Consider the following 15,323-nt stretch of genomic DNA (forward strand, 5'->3'; position numbering starts at 1 on the left):
TCCCGGCCTGCCCGCCGGCTTCGCGCCGGCGGACAGCGCGCCCGCTTCACAACACCTTCATGAACGCCATCAGGGCGTCGATCTCGTCCGCGCTCAAATCGAGCGGCCGGATGTGTTCCGACTTGCGCGGCGCCAGCGGATCCGGTGGTTCGCGCGGTACTGGGTCGCGGCCCATGCCGGCGTCGTACATGCGCAGCAGACCTCTCATGTCGGGGAACAGGCCGTTGTGCATCCACGGGCCGGCGCGCGCGACGTTGCGCAGGCTGGGCGTGCGGAACTTGCCCAGGTCCGCCGGATCGCGCGTCGCTTCATAGCGCCCCAGATCCTGGTTGCGCCGGCCGTAGAAAGACAGCCCGATGTTGTGGAAGGCGTGATCGCTCAGCAGCGGGCCGCCGTGGCAATTCATGCAGCGGGCCCGGGTGCGGAACAGGTGCAGGCCGAGCAGCTCGGTGTCGTCCAGCGCCATGGCGCGGCCTTCGATGAAGTCGTCGAAGCGTGTGCGTTCAGGGCGCAGGGTGGCGACGTAGGCGGCCAGCGCGCGCGCCAGCCGGTCGGCATTGATCGGAGAGCCCGGCACGGGCGCCACGGAGATGGCATCGAGTGGCGGGTTTGGCACGGACGACATGGGGACGGCGCCTGGAGGCGAACCCTGTGCGGGCGCTGCGCCAAATGCGCGCAGGAACCGGGCGGGATAGGACTCGGATGCGTCGAGCCGGGCGACCGCGCCGGCCGCGTCGTGGTTCATCTCGCGCGGATCGTGCAGCGGCCCCATCACTTGTTCCTTGAGCGTGGCGGCGCGTCCGTCCCAGAAGAGCCGGGGCGCGAAGGGCGCGGCGTACAGCGGCGTGGAGCGCCGCCGTCCCATGAGCCCGTCCTCGCCCACCGCCAGCGGCCTGCCGTCGGTGAAGGCGCGTTCGGGCGCATGGCAGGACGCACAGGATACCTGCCTCTTGCGCGACAGGCGCGCATCGAAGAACAGCGTCTGGCCCAGCGCGACGATCGCGGGCGTGGCCACATCGGCGGCCAGCTGCGCCTGTCCGGCATTGGCGGCGGTCCATTGCAGGGCGGGGGCCGACGCGGCAGGCACCGGCGCCCATTCGGTCCAGGCCACGCCCGGATCGATGGACGGCGCGGGCCATTGCGCCTTCGGCGCCGCATAGCGCGCGCGCAGGCAGGCGAGATCCCAGCCGGCCTGCGCGCGGCAGACGGCCGCGGACGGGTCGGTCGCGTTCGCGGCGGCCCCCAGCGCCGCGCCCAGCATCAATAGCGATAACCGACTTGCAGCCATATTTCACGTCCCACCTGATACAGCGCGCGGCTGCTCTTGAGATTCGGGTTGCTGGCCGTGAGCGCGGGCTTGCTGTCGAGCACGTTCAGCACCTCGGCCGAGATTTCGAGATTGCGGGCGAAGGTCGGCCGCCACGCGAGCTTGGTGTCCCAGGTCCAGTACGAGGGCAGGTTGCCGGACTCGTAGCGCTGCAGGTACAGCGGCTTGGGTCCCACGCCCACGTAGATGGTGGCGTCGCGCTTGCTGCGCCAGTGCAGCTTGTTGCTCCAGGTCAGGCCGGCCTTGGGCAGTGCGCCGATCAGGTGCAGCACGGCTTCCTGCGGCTGGTGGAAATTGCTGGGCGGCAGATCCATGGCGCGTATCTGCGCGTTGTTGTAGATCACCTGGTCGTCGGGATCGCGGGCGTCGCCGCTATAGCCCTTCACCAGGTCGCCGTTGGTCTTGCGCTTCTGCCAGCTCCAGGTCGCCAGCAGGTTCCAGCGTGTCTCGCCCAGGCGCCAGGGCTCCAGCGGACGCAGCGTCAGGCTGACGCCATCGGTGGTCGAGTGGCCGTCGTTGGTGTAGAGGTAGCCGTCGGTATCGTTGCCGGCCTTGGTCCATTGATCGCGGCCGTTGCGATGCACATAGCTCAGCGTGCCTTCGATGCCGGCCAGGCGCTGGCGCAGCGACATGGCCCATTCGTCGTCGTAGGGCATGCGCAGGCCCTGATAGCGCACGTAGTATTCCCTGGTGCCGTCGGTGACCGGGCGGCCCTTGGCGTCCAGCACCTGCCGCCGCATGCGGTTGATCTCTTCCTCCAGCGCGGTCTGTAGCACTTCCGAACCGTAGTAGCGCGACCAGCCCGCGCTGAGCAGCGTGTCGCCCGAGCCGAGCACATCCCAATCCAGGCGGGAGCGCGGCGAGATATTGTTCGTGCCCAGGAAGCTCTCGCGGTCATAGCGCACGCCGGCGTCCAGGGCCAGCCGTTCCCATTCGATGCGGTCGGACAGATACGCGCTGACGCTGTCGTAGTTCACGTCCACGGTGCCGGGCAGGTAGCGGACCTTGCTGAAGTCCTGGTAGCCGCCCTTGTTGTCGTAGGCGCGACGGTAGGAATGCGATTGCTGGAAGCGTTCGAACCCGGCCTGCACCCGCTGCCATTCCAGGCCGGCGTAGGGGATGTGCGTGATTGCGCCGGTGCGCACCGGATCCAGGTCGACGCGGCCTTTGAGGGTCCAGCTGTCCTGCTGCTTCTGTTCCTTGCCGAAGCCGCCCGCCGTATATTGCGGCAGGCCCCGGGGCTGGAAAGTGACCAGCTCGTCGCCGACCGATACGCGGTTGCTGAGCGCGCGGTCCCAGCCGGCCTGCAGCGAATAGCGCCCGCCCTGGAACTGGTGGTCGATGTTGACGCTGATGCCGCGCGCCGCATGGTTGTTGTCCCAGCGGGTTTCGCGGAAGAGGTTGCTGACCAGCGTTTCCTTGCGGTCGCTGTATTTGAGCACCAGGTCGGCCGTGGTCCGCGCGCTGACGCGCACGCTGAACTTGCCCAGGAAATTGTCGATCTGGTCGCGATAGTTGTCCTGGCCGGGCAGCGGCTGGCCCTTGCCGTCCACGCCCATGTTCCAGCGCGTGATGTCGGATTGGCGACGCGATACCGCCAGGACCGCGCCGGACTTCTCGTTGAAGGCCAGATCCGCCACGCCGGAATAAAAGCGTTTCTTCCATTCCGGCGCGTAGCCGGGCTTGCCCTGCGCCCAGCTCGCTTCCTCGCCTTCGGCCACCTTCTGCTGCGTCATCTTCGACGTGTTCCAGCGGTAGTCCAGGCTCAGGTGGTTCTCGCCGGAGTAGCGGCGCAGCCGGGCGTCGACCACGCCGCCGGTGAAGCGGCCGTATTCCGCCGGCACGAAGCTGTCGTAGACACGCACTTCCTCGAGCAGGCTGGTGTCGACGAAATACGACTGGCTGTTGCTGGGGATGTTGCCGACCTGCAGGTTCAGGTTCTTGCTGGCAGGGTCCAGGCGATTGGTGGCGTCCATGCCGTCCAGCTGGAACAGGTTCTGGTAGGGGCTGGCGCCGTGGAAGGACAGGTCTTCCACGTCCAGCGAGCCCCGGTTCTGCGAACCGTTGGCGCCGGCATTGACGCGCACCGCCGGGTGACTGGCGACCAGCGATGTCAGGTCGCGGTTGGAACTGGGTGTCTCGGTGATCTGTTCGCGGGTGTAGGTCCGCTCGCCGGGCTGTTCGCCGTAGACGCGCACCGCGTCCAGGCGGTGGGCCGAGAACAGATTGGTCTTGTCCACGTAGACGATGTAGCGGCCCGGACCGTCCGCTTTCAGGGCCAGGCCGGATCCGGCCAGCAGGTGGCCCAGCGCCAGCAGCGGCGAGTATTCGCCCCGCAGCGCCGGCGCGGTCTTGCCGGCGACGGCGGCTGGCGGGAACGAGATTTCCAGGCCTGCCTGGCGGCCTAGCGCCAGCAGCGCATCGCCCAAGGGCTGGGAGGGCAGGTTGTATGTGGCGGGGCGTGCGGCGGGTTGCGCGTAGACGGGAGCGGCCAGGGCCAGCACGGCGCCGAGCAACGCGGTGCCGGCGCGGCGTCGGCCGATGGAAGAGGTAGACATGCGTGCGTCCAAAAGCGGTGTTGATCTCGGCCGTAGGACGCTGCGGGCGCTGGATTACCTCAGCGCGATCGCCATGAATAATTTATATTGATTCTTATTTACCGATTGGCAAACGGCAAATGGGCCGCCGCATGCCGGTCGTCGCGGTCAACGCAGCAGCAGCAGTCCCGGCAGGTCGGTGATCCGCACGCGGGTCTGCGCGAGCAGCAGTTCCAGCGCGCGTTTCGGGTCGGCCAGGCGCGCGGTGCCGGAGATGCGCGCATTGCGCGCGGCCTGCCCCAGCACCAGCACGCGCTTGCTGGTGTAGCGGGACAATTGCGCCGCCGCCGCCGGCAGCGCCACATCGTTGAACGAGAGCAGGCCTTGGCTCCAGTCCGGCGCCGCTTCGCTTGACGAGGCGACGCGGACGATGCCGTCGGCCGAGACCTGGACGCTGTCGCCGCTGTCCAGGATGTCGGCGCGATCGTCGGCGCAGATCCGGCAATGCACTTGCACGCGGTGTTCGTAGACCGCGACGCGGGTGCCATGCTCCTGGCGCTCCACGGTATAGCGCGTGCCCAGCGCCGTGGCTGATGCATCGGGCGTGGTGACGGTGAAGGCGGGGCCACCTTGCGCGGCAGGGGCGGCCTCGAACAGCGCGCGGCCCGCCAGCAGGCGCACGACGCGCTCGCCCGCCGCATAGTCCAGCGCGATGGCGGACTCCGCGTCCAGCGTGACGCGTGAGCCGTCGGGCAGCTCGACGACGCGCAGCGCGTTGCCGCTGGCATAGTCCGCGCCGGGATGGGCATCGCGCGAGAATTGCCAGACGGGCCAGGCCGTGGCGGCGATCAGCAGCGCCGCGACCGTTGCCTTGCGTCCGCGCGCCGGGCGCTTGGCCAGCCGGGCCTGGTCGATGTCACCCATGCGGCGCCATATCCGCGCCAACCGTTCATAGGCTTCGGCATGGCGGATATCGGCCTGATACCAGGCGTCGAACTCCGCCTGAGCCTCCGGGGCCAACGGCTGCCCGCTGCGGCGCACGACCCAACGCGAGGCCTGCTCGGCCAGGCTGGCCTGCCGATCGCGCGCGTCGGCGGCGCTCACGCCGCCAGCGCCTGGTCGCAGGCGAGCAGGATGCGCATCATGTGTTTTTCGACCGCGCTGACCGTGATCGCGTAGCGTTCGGCGATGGCGCGGTAGGTCAGGCCGTCGTGCCGGTGCATCACGAACACGTCCAGGCTGCGGCGCGGCTGGGACAGCAGCGCGGCTTCGAGCCGTCGCAGCATCTGGTTGGCCACGGCGACCTCCAGCGTGTCGGCCTCGTTGGTTGGGGGCAGGGCGCTGGCGTAGTCGGCGGCGCCGGTCAGTTCGCGGCTGCGCCGACGGTGCCAGTCGGTGGCGATATTGGCGGCGACGCGGAAGACGTAGGCGCGGTCATTGTCCGGGCGCGTGCGGTCACGGAATTGCGCCAGCTTGATCCAGGTGTCATGGGCGCAGTCCTGGGCCACGTCGCGCGACCCCGTGCGCAGTGAAAGAAAGCCCAGCAGTTCGCGGTAGTGGCGAAGAAATACATCCGTAAGCGTAGACATGACGCCGGCCCGGTCGGCCGTCAGAGCCAGATTCGCGACGAAGTATAAATGATAATAATTATTGATATCAAATAGGCGCATGGAATGGCAGTTGAAGAGAAGAGAGATAAATCCGGGGAGACAGCTGAGATAAATCCGGGATACCGCGGGATGGGAAGGGATTTATCGGGATGGAATTGCAAGAGCCTTACAGAATCGGGCCGGTTGATTTAGCCCGATCGCAAGGTCAGGACGAACTGCCGCCTTGGCTGGATATGATGGCACGGATTTCGTCTTCCAGCTTGGCGGTCATGCGTCGGGCTACCCTCTCCACTTGATCCGAGTCCGCAGTGCGCGCAACGAAGCTCAGGGTCATGGCGTACTGATATGCCACGCTCGCCAACGACGTAACCACCACATCAGTGACGGTGCCGGCGTAATCGCGCAGGCGTTGGATGCCGTCTTGTTGGTCATAAGGTTTGGCGGGCTCCGAAAGTGGATGTTGAAAGGAAGGACTATAAGGAGCCGTCTGCAGACTGCCGAGCGGAACCGGCAGTGCGGTATCCGCCCTTGTCCGCCTGTGGTTGTGCTCTCGACCGGCATCAATGCACGCCTGGAACTGCGGTGCCTGTTGCTTGGCTTCCTCTGCATCTCCGCCGGCGCAGATGAAACCGGCGGTAAATGCGTCGGCGCGGACCTTGTGCACGTGCTCGGCGCTGGCCTGGGCCGCTGCAGGAGCCGCAGCACGCATAGCCCTGTAGATCTCGGCCGGGGCATTGCCGCCGGTCCGCTCGAGATACTCGCGCGCGGCCTTGGCACCGGCCTGGACCATTTCGTCCGTCACCGCCTCCCCGGCTACAGGGGCGCGCACCAGGGACAGCGCCCTCAACACGGCGTTGACCATGTTTCTGCGGATATCGATGGCTACGGACACGGGCGAGACGACCGGTTCTCGGCCTTCACGGTGCGCAATCCGGGTCATCGTGTCGTAGCACTCAGCATAGAGTTCAAGTGCGCGCTGCACGGCTTCCTGCGTTGCTGCCTGGGCGGATTTGTTCTGATTGGTCATCGGGCTTCCTTGCTGATGGTCATCGTGGCGTCGCTCCGATCCGAATCTATGTGGATGGTGGTACTGGAGACAACTACGCAGACAACTGCGAGGAACCAGCCCCACCCCGGCGCGCGCTTGTAAATCAGAAAGGCGGCCATACCGAATAGGCTGCCCAAATATGTCAGGGCCAAAGCCCATCTGAAGGATTCGCTCATGGGATTGCTCCTTGATCCGGGCTCGCTTCGCAGTTTCGGCCATTCGCTGCGGCCCGGTCCGCGCGCAGCTTTGCCTTCCATCGCTCGGCCTTCTGGATGACCTTCTCGTCGCTCAGGTAGCAGGCCTTGCACCAGGTATGCAGCTTGCCTCTGGCGGTGTAGAAGAACTCACCGTCAGCGGGCCAAAAGTCCTTGCAACGAAAGCACTGGATCTCAGTGCCCAGCTCGGTCTCGATCTTGAGGCGTGGCACTCGTTTCACGGCTTGGTACTCCCCAGATTCAACGCCACTTGCAAGGCCTCGAAGGCTTCAAGCATCGGGTCGAAGGTGTTGCGTGTGAAGGCCTGGTTGAGCTTGGCCTGCAGCTTGCCGAGAACTGCTGGCTCGAGCTGCCGATCGCGCACCTGATCGACGAGATGCCGAACACGCTCTGGCAGGATGCGCATCGCCCATTTCTTCATCGTTTCGATCGTGCGCTCCGCCTGAGCGCCGTCAATCCATTGCAGCGCCTCGACACCGGTGATCCGTTTGACGTAGGCGGCCAAGGCCTCCTCGGAGGCGTTGTTGACCGCACCCAGATCGCGCAACAATAGCCACAGGGCGCGAATCTTCTTGCTTGTAGCCTCGGTGTCGATCGGCCGACCGGGGCGCGGCTTCAAACGCACCTTGAAGCCAAATCGCTTGAAGTGATCCAGGGCCAGTTGCAGCTCTTCGGCGCTCATCGCTGAGCAGGAGTCCTTCTTGCCGCCGGTGACCGTCAGCAGAGCCGCGCGATAGGTCTCCTTGTCCAGCTTCAGTTCGCGTTGGGCGACATGTACAAGCCGGATCAGGCGCTGGCGCTCGGCGGCACGCGGTGCCGAGGCGCCCCTCACGGCTGCCCCCCGATATCGTCGGCCATCATTTGGGCGGATACTCGCTCAGCGTGGTCGGCGAGATCGCTCAGTTCACCCATATTGAACTGATCGACGCCATCCCAAGCTTCAGCCATGTTGAGAAGCCGCTCCCGAATGGCGCGCAGGCTACGACGTTGGCGACCGGCAAGCTGTTTGGAGGTGGGGCTGGCCATGCTACTTCCCCTGTCCAAGCATCAATGGCGCCGCGCTTGCGCCCACGCCCTGATGCAACTGGATGCCAGCACCAGCGTGGTGGCCCGCGACCTGGTCGGCCCAGCCGCGAGCGCCGGCGTCACGGCTGCGCGGGGTGAACTTGTCCAGGTTCGGGTGATTCAGCTGCATGTGCGCCTCGATCGCAGTCTTCTGGTCTGCCGAGGGTTCCATCCGCCGAGGTACGAGAGATGCGACGGCCGCGACCCAACCCTGGCAGAAGGCATCAGCACGGGCCGTCTTATTCTTGGGGCCGCAACGCTTCAGTTTCGCCTTGATGTGGTCGGCGCGCGCCCGCGCCATCAGCCGCAACAGCACCTGCAGGGTGTACTGTGCCACCTCGACACCGGGCGAGCAGCCGACCAGCAGCCACACCGCTCCACCGGGGAGGACTCCGCCGCTCGCGAGGATGAGCTCGCAGCCGAATGAGTCGGCCACAAGGCCAGCAAGGTGGGCTTCATGCCTACTCGGCTTGCGAGCGGTGGCCTTGACCGAGCACTCACGAGCACCGACCGCCTGAGCTTCCAGCTGCGATACGCCGTGCTCACGCATCAGCGCTTGCGCTTGGCGCAGCGCTGCAGCGGCCTCGGCCGGCTCGCTGGACTTTGCAAGCGCCAGGCACTTCCCGATCTTGCGAAGGATGTCGTCTTTATCCATGTTGGAGATCCTCGGGCAGGCTTCGCAGCGCCGGCACGACCGGAACGGCATAGATCGGCGTGTGGCCAGTGAAAATGCAGTCCTGGGTCTCGCCATCTGGGAAGACCTGCTTGAGCATGGTGACCGCATCCAGCCGCGTAAACGCGATGCTCATGCGATCCGGCAGCAGCCGGCCGATGTTGACAATGCTGGCACGCAGGATATCCACCTTCAGCCTGTCGTCCACAGCCGTCAGGTGGTCGAGACGCTCGACGTCGGCGACGATGGAGTCGATTTCAGCAAGGCAAGCCGCCTTGCTCAGCGGGCTGCCCGGCGTCTTGTAGGCATCCAGGACTGTACGGATGCGTTGAATGGGATTCATGGCTGTGTCCATTGTGTTCTCGTTGATGAGGGGGCTCTCTACGGCTGCGAAAATGGACCGCTGGCGCTACGCACCGTCGGTCTCAGGGGAATCCATTCCAGGAAGCTGGGGTTGGGTGCGGCGCCGCGACTCGGCCAGCATGACGCGGTAGCGCTGGTAGACATACACATAGCTCACGCCCAGGTGCGCGGCGATCTCCGACGCATTGCCGCGGCGAAGGTGGTGCCAGATGTAGGTGTCGTGCTCCAGCCGGACATAGCCGCGGTCCTTGGGGAAATACAGGCTCTGGCCGCTGTAATGCCGGTGCACCAGATCGACCAGCTCATCGCCGAGTGTGGCTGCGTCCTCGGCCGTAAGCTGAAGGCGCTCGATCAGGAAGATGCCGAACAGCTCGGCCATCTCCTGCAGGGTCTTGTGGCGGCGTCGTACGGACGGCGTATCGTCGGGGGGCATGGTCATTTCTGGCTCCTGGCGCTTACCGGAGCGCCCTACAAGGGCAAGGCGTTCAAGAAAGCGTGCATGTCAAAAAAATCCGGGGTCGATCTGAGCCCCCCCCGGCCAGGCTGGGACGTCCCGCGCATTTAGCCGTGCGCGGCCCCCTTATCGCTTGGGGTGTGGAGCGGCTGGGTCATACATCGATCGGACCGATGCGGGTGCGCCTGTCGTATTCGCCGGCATCCCAGGCTGGCACATGTTCCGGGCACCAGCTGCAAACACCTTTGCCCAGGGTGCGGTCAACCCGCAGCCAGTAGCACACATCGCTGCCCTTGGTGTCGCAGCAGGCATCGTTGTCGGAACATCCGCAGCCCACACACTGCGCGATCGAAAGCAGATTTCTGGCCATGGTCATGATCACACCGCCGCGATGTCCAGGCAGATCGGCGAGTACTCGTCCGAACCCTCGCGCCGCTCGTAGAAGCGCACATAGGGTTTGCTGTTGGCCACGCTCACGCTGTCGCTGATCGCGGCCATGGCACGTTGCCAGCGGTCATCTTTGATGGGAAGACGACGCAGGCCCAGCACGCGAGCCGTGTTGATCTGGCCGGCCTTGTCCACCCGGAATGCATCGTTCACCAGCACCTTGATCTCGTCGCGCGAGTCTTCAGACCAGGAGGTGATGCATTCGTCGATCAGGGTTTTGGCCCCATGCAAGCGCTCGTCGAACACGAGACGGTCCTGGATCTGCAGCCGGATCATGTAGCGTCCGCTGAACGAGGTCAGCGTCAGGTTTCCCTTGACGCTACGCGACTTCACTCCGTACTGCTCGACGCTCGTCTCGACAAATGCCTCGATATCGCGAAACGCGCGGACCTTGAAATCCGCCAGCAACGTGCTGATGATCTTGGCCTGGTCGATGAGCGTCTCGATGGTCTGGTCGCGCAGCTTGTCGATATCGGATACCAGGGCTTCGGGGACGTACGAACCGTCCGCCTTGAGGCGAAATCCCGGCGGGATGTCGGGGCGGTTGGCGGTGGTGCTGGTCATGATGCTTCCTTCATGTTGGGCGAGGCGATGGAGTCGGCGATCTCGGCTGCGGCCTCGTCCACGATGGCCGAGATCTGCACGATGGCGTCGTGCTTGCTGACCGAGCTGGCCGGCGCCTGGTGGCGGCGCAACACGGTCTTGATACGGATGAGCGCCACAACGGCGACATCGTCAGATTTGCTCATGGGGTCTCCTGAAAGGCGGCGAACGCCTCGAGCCTGGAAAAAATTGCCGCGCACAACAGCCCGATCGCGCTGGCAGCGGTCTCATCGTCACGCGCGCTCACGCCCTGCAGGTGATGGATGACGGCATGGGACACTTCGTGGGGAACGATCTCACGCAGGTTGCTGCCCGAGAGCGGCACAGCGACCGTCCCGATCACGCGGGCACCCGGCGCGGCCGGCTGGAAATAGCCGTGAACGACCTTGCGATCGCTGCGCCTGCGGCCTCCGCGATACTCCGCGTCCACGTCGGCTACACTGGGCAGCAGTCGCACGCGCAGCCGCATCCCGGCCACCACAACCTGAAAGACCATCAAGGCGCGAACGCGAGCCATGTCAGTGCCTCGTTGCCGGCGTGTCGGTGTGCGCGAACCGCGTGCGCTGGATCGCGGCGGCGATGTGCTTGCGCAGTGCCTCCTCGTCATTGCCCAGCTGGGCGCTCATGATGTCGCTGAGCAGCTGGCTCAACTCGGCGAAGGAACTGCGCAACGAGCAATGCTCGAAGAACAGGTTGGTCAGGTCCTTGTTGGCACCATGCAGCGCGTAGCGCAGCTCATCGATCGAGTCAAACGCCGCCGGGTTGGCCAAAGTCGGGCCCGACATGAATTCAACCGTCATGGCGCACCTCGTCCTGTTGGATTGCCAGGCGCACGCCCTGAAACAGCGCCGTGATGCGGCCGTCGGCCTGGCGCGTGGAGGCTTCGCACATCCCGCGCAGGTACTCAGCGGGCATCCCGCACAGGTCGAGCAGCAAGATGGGCGCGCCACCGTCGTCCGGAATCAGCTCCTCGCTTATCACGCGCAGGCCCAGCATCCGCAGCGCCCGGCCCGCGGCGTTGGCAGCCGCTATCTGCGCGATGCGCGCCGGGGTATAGACCCTCGGCGCCGTGGTGTTGTCGATCAGTTCCATTTCGTCTCCATGACGATGTCGGCACTCACCGCCGGAGCGCCGTTCTCGGCGGCCAGGTTCATGGCGGCGGTGAGCAGGTTGTGCACCGCCAAGGGGTACAGGAACGAGCGCTCGGTGTGCCCGCGCGGCACGGGCGGGCACAAGCGCTCGCGCAGCGCCTGCAGGCCATCGGCGGTCACGATCTTGGAGAGGTCCACGCCGAAGCGCTTGAGCCGGAACCGCAGGTAGCCTTCCAGGTGCTCACCCAGCGGCGGCAACGTGATGATCTCGCAGCGCTGGACCACCTCGCGCACAGAGGGGTCGCGAGGGTCGAGTTTTTCGGCGAGCTCGTTCTGTCCGAGCAGGATGACGCTCAAGAGGCGCGAGAACCCATCCTCGAGCTCGACGAAGCGCTTCAGGTGGCGCAGCGTGGCCTTGGGCATGGCGTGCGCTTCCTCGATCAGCACCGCATGGCGCGTACCCGCGCGGTGGCTCTCTTTCAGCCGGTTCTCCAGCTGGCGGTACCGCGCGTCGCTGCTGGCCCGCAGCGGCTCATGCGGGGCGATCGTGGCCATGATGGCGTCCAGGATCGCGCTGGCCTTGAGCGTCTTGCCCTTGACGTCGTCGGGCTCCATGCCGACCACGTAGGGGCGGATGATCTGGATGGGCAGGTCCTCGCGCTGCACGCGCTCCTGCAGGTCGCGGCGCAGCGTGGTCTTGCCGGAGCCCGACTCGCCTACCACCGCGACAAAGCCGCCGCGCTTGCAGGCATCCAGCAGCTGGGCACGCGTGTAGCGCAGCTGCTCGTTGACGTAGAACTCGTCGCTGCTGGCGACTTCGTCAAAGGGGTTGCCCGGCAGCTTGAAGTGGCGCAGGGTCTGAGGGTGTAGAATCTGCTTGCGAATCGACATGTGTTCGTCCTCATTCGTGGGGGTATGCTGTTGTTCGGGCGCCACCGCACTGACCTGCGGTGGCGTTTCTTTTTCAAAGGCCACGGCAATCTGTTCCTCGGTGGCGCCGTGGACTTTCAAAAACTGGATCGTGGCCTCGCGCAGCTGGTGCTGCCGCACCCGAGGCCATAGGGCGTGATTGACAAGTTGAGCGACCGTCGCCGGGCTGAGTTCGACGGCGATCGCAAGCTGGCTTTGCGACACGCCGAGCGCCGGCAAGATCCGTTTGAGTTTCAGCTGCTGTCTCATCTGCTTTCCTAGGCGGCGCGCACGATGTGCACGATGGACGGTTGAATGGGCGCCGGCGCCATGGCCGCGCGTAGCGCTTGCACTGCGGCGTCAATGGCATCGGCCGGAACGCCCTCGGGATACAGGGCCTGCAGGCGTGTGTAGTGTTCAGGCGACCAGTCGGGAAACACCGACTTGAGCTGCTTGGCGGCCTGGATGTGCGAAAGCGGCGGCAGGTGCACCGTCGGTGCGACCAGGTCGTGATCCCGGCCGCGGCGCGGCAGTGTGGCGGGCACGTGCTCGAGCGCCTGGTCGATGTGGGCGAAGGGGTCGATCTGCCCGCCGAAGGCGACGGTGCCGGCCTTGCGTGCCGCCTTCGCTTCGGTCTCGGTGGAGGTGCCTGTCGCCATCAATTCCAGGGCCTTGGCGTTGGTCTGCGCGGGCGTGTCGGCGTGACGGGCATAGCTCTCTCCGATAACGGGTGCATCGGCCACCATGCCGAACTGGTCGTAGGTGACACGTTGCACGACCTGGTAGGCCTCATGGCCCGCGTCGTCGCTCATGACGACCTGGACGGTGTCCTGGGCCCAGGGGTTCTCGCAGACGAGCAGCTTCTCGCCAACGCAAACGCCGGGGACCGTCGAAACGTCGTAGTCCGAACCTCGGTAGCTGACGCGCAAGTGCGTGGAAACCACGCGCGACTCGGGTGCGCTGAGGGCGAGTGACCGCAGGAGCTCCGCTGCCGGCGGGGTCACCAACTGTTCGGGTGTGATGTGCAGCCAGGCGGAGTCGCGAGTGCGCCCCGTGCGCGTGTGGATTCGCGTGCCGTTGAAGTATCGGCGCCAGCGTGCCACCAGCGCATTGATCTTCTCCAGGCTGTCGACCTTGTCGGACGGCAGCAGCCGCAGAGTGGACTCGAAATCGCGCTCGGTGATGTCCTGGCCCTTCTCGACCTGGCCCTTGGCACGCGGGTTCTTCGGCTTGTTGATCTGGACGTGGATCCGCAACGCCTTGCACAGGTTCTTGAAGATCGCGCTGGTGTTGGCCGACCCTGGGTCGAGCATGACCATGAGGGGCACGCCGAACATGGCTTCACCTTCGCGACGATGCATCGCGTCGATGAGGACGTCAACCAGGTTGGTGGCGTTCTCCCCACCCGTGACGTACGTGGAGTAGTTCCAGCCGCTGGTGTGATCGGTCACCACGTAGCGCCACAGCGACTCGTTGATGACCTTGATGACGTTGGCCGGCTTGTTCTTGTAGAAGTCGGTGTGGTCCATGATGCGCAGGCCGTTGTCGCCCTTCGACGCGCGCGGCAGGTAGAACAGAACGCATCGCGAGGCGTCGATCTGCCATACATGGTTCGGGTGCAGGCTGCGCAGGCTCATCGCCGGCGCCGGCGCGAGCAGTTGCTCCGGATGCAGCCGATAGTTGCGCAGCGCCTTGCGGATGGTAGAGATTGACAGGGGAGAAACTTCGCCCGTCGCCGGGTTGATGCGCAACGCTTCGATCATGTTGTTGGCGCGCAGCACCTCCACCGCGGCCTCCACGCTCTTGAGCATCTTGCCGTTCTTGCGCATGTGCTCAAGCAGCACGGCCGCGATCATCTGTGCCTCTTCCACGGGAAGTGCGGTCTTGCCGGCGTCCGAGCGACGCTTGCGGGTCGGTTTGCTGACCAGGTCGCCCAGCAGGCGATAAAGCCGGGCCTGCGACATCTGCAGCCGCGCAGCAGCGCCGGCCAGGATCTCGCCCTTACGCCCGTGCGGCGCAACGCGCCAGGCACGGGCGACGTCGGCCAGCTCTTCGGCGATGACAGCATTGGCGGGGGCTCCCATCGTCGCCTCCTTACTCGTCCTGCGCCCAGGCCGGCAGTTCGTCGCCGTCAGCCTGGGGCAGGTTGAACTCGGTAAACAAGTCGCCGATCTGTTGCTGGACGGCGCGCAGGCTGGCGGCCAAGAGCCGCGTGCGCTGCGCATCGCCCTTACCGTTCTCGACATACGCCGCGCACAGTTTTTCCAGGCCTTCGCGCAGCTTGCCGGCAATAGTGGCTTCCAGCCCCACCAGCTCGGCTTCGACCTCGGTGTGCAGGCCCACCAACTGCGCGTCAGGCTTTTCTGCCTTGATGCGGCGATTGGCGGCGTCCCGCTCTTTCTTGAGGGTATCGATCTGGTCGTTCTTCTCCGCGAGCAGTTTGTCGTTGGCCTCGGCTTCGGCGCGTGCTTCACGCAGCGTCTTGCGCAGATCGGACACCGACATGGTGGCGATGTCGTCGAGCGTGAGGCCCGCGACGGTGCCACCGTCATTCAGTTCGGCGACCTGGTCGTCGTCGAGGACGAGAAGCTCGATAAGTTTCGACTTGTTACCGGCCGCCTCGATCAAATGCGTCGACGTCGACGCATTTGAGAACTTCAGCGCTGCCTGGCTCATGCGCTGCGCGAGGCGGGGTTCGAGGCCGAGACGGGACAGGAAATCACGCCAATCCCCGTGCGGCACATGTTCGCGCACCACCAGCAACGCACGACCGGCCGCGAGCATTTCGTCGGCGCTACGCGCCAGGTGGGTGCGAATGACGTGTTCGTAGCGCGGCAGGTCAAAGGGCAAGCCGTCACCGAACTGCTTGAGGACCAATGCAGAGCGTTCGGCCGCCTGGACCTGCGCCGCCTCGATATCTGCGGCGGGCTTGGCCGTGTCAGGAGCGACGGAGGGGGAATTCTTCGGACGTGCCATGGTGA

At 65.5% G+C, this 15,323-nt stretch carries 21 protein-coding genes; all 21 read right to left on the reverse strand.

Annotation, left to right across the window (positions count from 1 at the left end):
• Positions 1–46: 46 nt before the first annotated feature.
• Entirely contained in the window at positions 47–1,288 is a 1,242-nt protein-coding gene (locus AC6LJ5_RS08660) for a cytochrome-c peroxidase (protein ID WP_498140281.1), read from the reverse strand.
• On the reverse strand, positions 1,261–3,885 hold the full coding sequence (locus tag AC6LJ5_RS08665; RefSeq protein WP_498140282.1) for a TonB-dependent receptor plug domain-containing protein: 2,625 nt from the start codon (positions 3,883–3,885) through the stop codon (positions 1,261–1,263). Before AC6LJ5_RS08665 ends, AC6LJ5_RS08660 begins: the two co-directional genes overlap by 28 nt.
• 147 nt (positions 3,886–4,032) lie before the next feature.
• Positions 4,033–4,968 (reverse strand): FecR family protein, encoded by a 936-nt coding sequence (locus tag AC6LJ5_RS08670; RefSeq protein ID WP_498140283.1) that lies wholly within the window; start codon positions 4,966–4,968, stop codon positions 4,033–4,035.
• The gene (locus AC6LJ5_RS08675; RefSeq protein WP_498140284.1) at positions 4,965–5,453 is read right to left on the reverse strand and encodes an RNA polymerase sigma factor; all 489 of its coding nucleotides are present in this window, start codon (positions 5,451–5,453) and stop codon (positions 4,965–4,967) included. Before AC6LJ5_RS08675 ends, AC6LJ5_RS08670 begins: the two co-directional genes overlap by 4 nt.
• Positions 5,454–5,679: 226 nt before the next feature.
• A complete protein-coding gene (locus AC6LJ5_RS08680; RefSeq protein ID WP_053497770.1) occupies positions 5,680–6,501 on the reverse strand; it encodes a hypothetical protein in 822 nt (273 codons plus the stop codon).
• Positions 6,498–6,698 carry a hypothetical protein gene (locus tag AC6LJ5_RS08685; protein ID WP_053497768.1) on the reverse strand — a complete coding sequence of 67 codons (201 nt, stop codon included), beginning with the start codon at positions 6,696–6,698 and terminating at the stop codon, positions 6,498–6,500. Before AC6LJ5_RS08685 ends, AC6LJ5_RS08680 begins: the two co-directional genes overlap by 4 nt.
• Positions 6,695–6,958, reverse strand: coding sequence for a hypothetical protein (locus tag AC6LJ5_RS08690; protein ID WP_155492272.1), 264 nt, complete (start codon positions 6,956–6,958; stop codon positions 6,695–6,697). The genes AC6LJ5_RS08685 and AC6LJ5_RS08690 overlap by 4 nt, the downstream gene beginning before the upstream one ends.
• Positions 6,955–7,569 carry a gp16 family protein gene (locus tag AC6LJ5_RS08695; protein WP_081004522.1) on the reverse strand — a complete coding sequence of 205 codons (615 nt, stop codon included), beginning with the start codon at positions 7,567–7,569 and terminating at the stop codon, positions 6,955–6,957. The genes AC6LJ5_RS08690 and AC6LJ5_RS08695 overlap by 4 nt, the downstream gene beginning before the upstream one ends.
• Positions 7,566–7,763, reverse strand: a complete 198-nt coding sequence (locus AC6LJ5_RS08700) for a hypothetical protein (RefSeq protein WP_053497764.1) — start codon at positions 7,761–7,763, stop codon at positions 7,566–7,568. The genes AC6LJ5_RS08695 and AC6LJ5_RS08700 overlap by 4 nt, the downstream gene beginning before the upstream one ends.
• A 1-nt stretch (position 7,764) precedes the next feature.
• Positions 7,765–8,457: a DUF7168 domain-containing protein gene (locus AC6LJ5_RS08705; RefSeq protein WP_053497762.1), complete on the reverse strand. Its 693-nt coding sequence runs from the start codon at positions 8,455–8,457 to the stop codon at positions 7,765–7,767.
• Positions 8,450–8,818, reverse strand: coding sequence for a hypothetical protein (locus tag AC6LJ5_RS08710; RefSeq protein WP_196357769.1), 369 nt, complete (start codon positions 8,816–8,818; stop codon positions 8,450–8,452). The genes AC6LJ5_RS08705 and AC6LJ5_RS08710 overlap by 8 nt, the downstream gene beginning before the upstream one ends.
• A gap of 66 nt (positions 8,819–8,884) precedes the next feature.
• Positions 8,885–9,277 carry a Mor transcription activator family protein gene (locus AC6LJ5_RS08715; protein WP_053497759.1) on the reverse strand — a complete coding sequence of 131 codons (393 nt, stop codon included), beginning with the start codon at positions 9,275–9,277 and terminating at the stop codon, positions 8,885–8,887.
• 169 nt (positions 9,278–9,446) lie between these two features.
• Positions 9,447–9,668 (reverse strand): hypothetical protein, encoded by a 222-nt coding sequence (locus tag AC6LJ5_RS08720; RefSeq protein WP_249204816.1) that lies wholly within the window; start codon positions 9,666–9,668, stop codon positions 9,447–9,449.
• Between the two features lie 2 nt (positions 9,669–9,670).
• Positions 9,671–10,303, reverse strand: coding sequence for a DUF3164 family protein (locus AC6LJ5_RS08725; protein ID WP_053497757.1), 633 nt, complete (start codon positions 10,301–10,303; stop codon positions 9,671–9,673).
• Complete coding sequence (locus AC6LJ5_RS08730) at positions 10,300–10,488, reverse strand: hypothetical protein (RefSeq protein WP_053497755.1); 189 nt, start codon at positions 10,486–10,488, stop codon at positions 10,300–10,302. Before AC6LJ5_RS08730 ends, AC6LJ5_RS08725 begins: the two co-directional genes overlap by 4 nt.
• The gene (locus AC6LJ5_RS08735) at positions 10,485–10,859 is read right to left on the reverse strand and encodes a hypothetical protein (RefSeq protein ID WP_053497752.1); all 375 of its coding nucleotides are present in this window, start codon (positions 10,857–10,859) and stop codon (positions 10,485–10,487) included. The genes AC6LJ5_RS08730 and AC6LJ5_RS08735 overlap by 4 nt, the downstream gene beginning before the upstream one ends.
• A 1-nt stretch (position 10,860) precedes the next feature.
• Entirely contained in the window at positions 10,861–11,142 is a 282-nt protein-coding gene (locus tag AC6LJ5_RS08740) for a hypothetical protein (RefSeq protein WP_053497751.1), read from the reverse strand.
• Positions 11,132–11,434: a hypothetical protein gene (locus AC6LJ5_RS08745; RefSeq protein WP_053497749.1), complete on the reverse strand. Its 303-nt coding sequence runs from the start codon at positions 11,432–11,434 to the stop codon at positions 11,132–11,134. Before AC6LJ5_RS08745 ends, AC6LJ5_RS08740 begins: the two co-directional genes overlap by 11 nt.
• Complete coding sequence (locus tag AC6LJ5_RS08750; protein ID WP_053497747.1) at positions 11,425–12,612, reverse strand: ExeA family protein; 1,188 nt, start codon at positions 12,610–12,612, stop codon at positions 11,425–11,427. Before AC6LJ5_RS08750 ends, AC6LJ5_RS08745 begins: the two co-directional genes overlap by 10 nt.
• A gap of 8 nt (positions 12,613–12,620) precedes the next feature.
• Positions 12,621–14,426, reverse strand: coding sequence for a DDE-type integrase/transposase/recombinase (locus tag AC6LJ5_RS08755; protein WP_053497745.1), 1,806 nt, complete (start codon positions 14,424–14,426; stop codon positions 12,621–12,623).
• 10 nt (positions 14,427–14,436) lie between these two features.
• Positions 14,437–15,318 carry a hypothetical protein gene (locus tag AC6LJ5_RS08760; RefSeq protein WP_053497744.1) on the reverse strand — a complete coding sequence of 294 codons (882 nt, stop codon included), beginning with the start codon at positions 15,316–15,318 and terminating at the stop codon, positions 14,437–14,439.
• Between the last annotated feature and the right edge of the window lie 5 nt (positions 15,319–15,323).

This window comes from Achromobacter sp. 1011791174 (assembly GCF_059760925.1).